Origin of the sequence: Victivallis sp. (genome assembly GCF_048170485.1) — a bacterium.
Classification (GTDB): domain Bacteria; phylum Verrucomicrobiota; class Lentisphaeria; order Victivallales; family Victivallaceae; genus Victivallis.
Window position 1 is genome coordinate 1 of record NZ_DBEXAY010000195.1, and the last position, 3,339, is coordinate 3,339.

Below are 3,339 nucleotides of genomic sequence, written 5' to 3' on the forward strand. Positions count from 1 at the left end.
TCTTGAGGAGGAAAAACTGTGAAGCACTCCATCGTCATCTGCATGGGCAGCTCCTGTTTCGCCCGGGGCAACAAGCGGAATCTGAAAATCATCGAAGAATATCTCCAGAAGCATGCGATCGACTGCGCCCTCTCCGGGCGCGGCTGCATCGGCAAGTGCAAAACCGGCCCGAATCTCTCCATCGACGGCGAGAATTTCGAGCGGGTGGATTCCGAGTCGCTGATCGATCTCCTGGATGCTAAACTGAGGAGCTGAATCTGCCATGAATCACTCGTATCCGGTCTATACCATCGAGGCGGAGTGTCAGGACTGCTACAAATGTGTCCGCCATTGCCCGGTCAAGGCGATCCGGGTGCGCGACGGCCATGCCGCGGTCATCCCGGAACTCTGCGTCGCCTGCGGCAAATGCGTCGAGGTGTGCCCGGTCAAGGCCAAGCAGGTGCGCAACGATACCGGCCGCGCCCGGCTGCTGCTGCAGGATTCCAGCCCGGTCTACGCCTCCATCGCGCCGTCGTGGGTCAGTGAGTTCCGCGATCTGGAACCGGGCAAGCTGATCCGGGCGTTGAAACTGCTCGGATTCGCCGGCGTCAGCGAAACCGCGCTCGGCGCCCAGCTCGTCTCCGCCCGGATGGCGGAGGCGCTCGACGCCGGAACCGGCGGACTGCTGCTCTCGTCGGCCTGTCCGACGGCGGTGGATTTCGTCCGTCGCTACCTCGCGCACCTCGCTCCCGCCATCACGCCGGTCGGTTCGCCGCTGATGGCGCACTGCCGGCTGTTGCGCGACACCTTCGGCGACGGAATCCGGGTGGTTTTCATCGGTCCCTGCATCGGCAAGAAGAACGAGGCGGACCGTCACCCGGAACTGCTCAATCTCGCGCTCACCTATCCGGAACTGCGCCAGATGCTGCGCGAGGCGGCGATTGTGCCGGAACGGCTGACGCCCGAGGCGGACGACCGTTTCCTGCCGGAGGCGGCGGAGGAGGGTGCGCGTTATCCGATCGAAGGGGGGATGAACGATACCATCCGCTTTCAGAGCGGGAACCAGCGCGTGCACTATGCCACGCTGACTGGATTGGACAATTTGAAACTCGCTTTTTCCGGCATGGAGACGATGCCGGCGAACGAGGCGGTTTTCGTCGAAATGCTCGCCTGTCCCGGCGGATGCGTCCACGGGCCCTGTTCCGAACACGATTCCCCCGGACTGCTCGAGCGGTTGCGGGTGCTGCGTCACGCCCGGATGCCGGAATCACCGCGCGAGCGCCGCACGCCGGGGAGCATCGCCGCCGCATTTCCCGCCGCCGCCGCTCCGCCGCCGGAGCCGGGCGATTTGATCGCCGCGCTCCGCAGCATCGGCAAAACCACCCCCGAGGATGAACTCAACTGCGACGGTTGCGGTTACGACACCTGCCGGAATTTTGCGCAGGCGATGATTGCCGGCAGGGCCGAGCCGTCGATGTGCGTCTCCTACCTCCGGAAACAGGCGCAGAAGAAGGCCAATGCGATTTTGCGCAGCATCTCTTCCGGGGTGGTGATCGCCGGCCGCGACCTCTCAATCATCGAGTGCAACCGCAACTTCGCCAAACTCTTCGGCGACGAGACGGTCGAGATGTTCGACGCCTGCCCAGGGCTGGCCGGAGCGGATCTCCGGCGGATTGTGCCCTCCTTCATCGGGCTGTTTGAATCGGCGCTCCAGAGCGGGCGCGACGTACGCCGGGATTCCCTCAAGGTCGGCAAACGTCTGTTCAATCTCAACCTCTTCAGCATCGAGCCGGGGGAGGTGATCGGCGCGGTGATCTTCGACGTCACCAACACCGAACTGCGGCGCGAACAGATCGCCGCCCGCGCCCGCAAAGTGATCGACCGCAACATCGCCACGGTGCAGGAGATCGCCTGCCGTCTCGGCGAACAGATGGCCGACACCGAGCTTCTGCTGCGTTCCATCGCCGACGACTACGCCGACGACACCGATCTCATTGAGGCGGAACCCCCGGAGAACAGCGAGCCATGACGTCAAAAAAAGCTGACCTTTTCATCGACACCGGGTATTCGCAGTGCTGTCATTTCGCCGAAAAGGCCTGCGGTGACGCGGTCGCCTTCAAACGGATTCCGGCGGAGGAGCGGTTGCTCGCGGTTCTCGCCGACGGGCTCGGCCACGGGCTCAAAGCGAACATCCTCGCCTTGATGACCACGACGATGGCGCTGCGGTTCAGCGCGGAGGATCGCGAAATCGTCCACTCCGCCGAGATCATCATGGATGCCCTGCCGGTCTGTCAGGTCCGGCAGATCAGCTATGCGACCTTTACCATCGTCGACACCCGGCTCGGAGGGCTGACCCGGGTGGTGGAGATGGGCAATCCGGAGTTTCTGCTCTTCCGCGGCGGCGACTCCTGTCCGATTGAGGGCAGGGAATTCTCCTCGCCCCGCTACCGCGACCGGACCATGACCGCCTACACGTTCGACGCGCGTCCGGGGGACCGGCTGCTTTTCTTCTCCGACGGGGTCACGCAGGCCGGGCTGGGGTCGCCCCGTTTTCCGCTCGGCTGGCGGAATTCCGGGGTGCGCGACTATGTCGCCTCGGTCATCGCCGGTCAGCCGGACATCTCCGCGCAGGAACTTTCGGAACGGATTCTGCGCGAAGCGGTCGCCCATGAACCGGAACTGCGTCCGGCCGACGATATCACCGCCGCCTGTCTCTATTTCCGGGAGCCGCGCCGGATGCTGCTCTTCACCGGACCGCCTTTCGATCAGAGCCGCGACGCCGAGTGCGCCCGGATTTTCCGCGACTTCCGGGGAACCCGGGTGATCTCCGGCGGGACGTCCGCCGAAATCATCTCGCGCGAACTTCACCGCCCGCTCACGATCGACCTCGCCGCCGCCGGAGATCTGCCGCCGCCGTCTCACATGGAGGGGGCCGACCTGGTCACGGAAGGAATCTTTACGCTGAGCCGCGCGGCCCGTTATCTGGAGACCGGTGACCAGACCCGGCTGGATCCTGCCGGAGAGCTGGCCGAGTTGATGCGCCGCCACGACGTGATCGACTTTCTGGTCGGCACCCGGATCAACGAGGCCCATCAGGATCCCAATTTGCCGGTCGATCTGGAGTTGAGGCGCAACATCGTCAAACGGCTGGGCGATGTTCTTCGCAACCGCTATATGAAAGAGGTCAACGTCCATTTCGTCTGACCGGAATTCCCGGTGCGCGAAACGTCGCCGGCGCCTCCCTTTCGCCAGCTCCCGGCCGCCACGACACAACCTGAGCGCCAAGAAAATCCCCTCGTTCGATCGATAACTTTTTATCGATTGAGCTTGAGCAGGTTATGACGTAAAGAAAAAATTAAA

Annotated in this window: 3 protein-coding genes; all 3 read left to right on the forward strand. The window is 63.6% G+C overall.

Going from position 1 to position 3,339, the window contains the following annotated elements; translation table 11 throughout:
• Positions 1-18 precede the first annotated feature (18 nt).
• Genes ACMLHG_RS10260 through ACMLHG_RS10270 form a run of 3 tightly spaced genes read left to right on the forward strand, consistent with a single transcriptional unit; the run spans position 19 to position 3,183 of the window.
• Positions 19-255, forward strand: coding sequence for a (2Fe-2S) ferredoxin domain-containing protein (locus ACMLHG_RS10260; RefSeq protein WP_294434373.1), 237 nt, complete (start codon positions 19-21; stop codon positions 253-255).
• Between the two features lie 7 nt (positions 256-262).
• Positions 263-2,008, forward strand: coding sequence for a [Fe-Fe] hydrogenase large subunit C-terminal domain-containing protein (locus tag ACMLHG_RS10265; RefSeq protein ID WP_295807299.1), 1,746 nt, complete (start codon positions 263-265; stop codon positions 2,006-2,008).
• On the forward strand, positions 2,005-3,183 hold the full coding sequence (locus ACMLHG_RS10270; RefSeq protein WP_294434369.1) for a SpoIIE family protein phosphatase: 1,179 nt from the start codon (positions 2,005-2,007) through the stop codon (positions 3,181-3,183). The genes ACMLHG_RS10265 and ACMLHG_RS10270 overlap by 4 nt, the downstream gene beginning before the upstream one ends.
• Positions 3,184-3,339 lie beyond the last annotated feature (156 nt).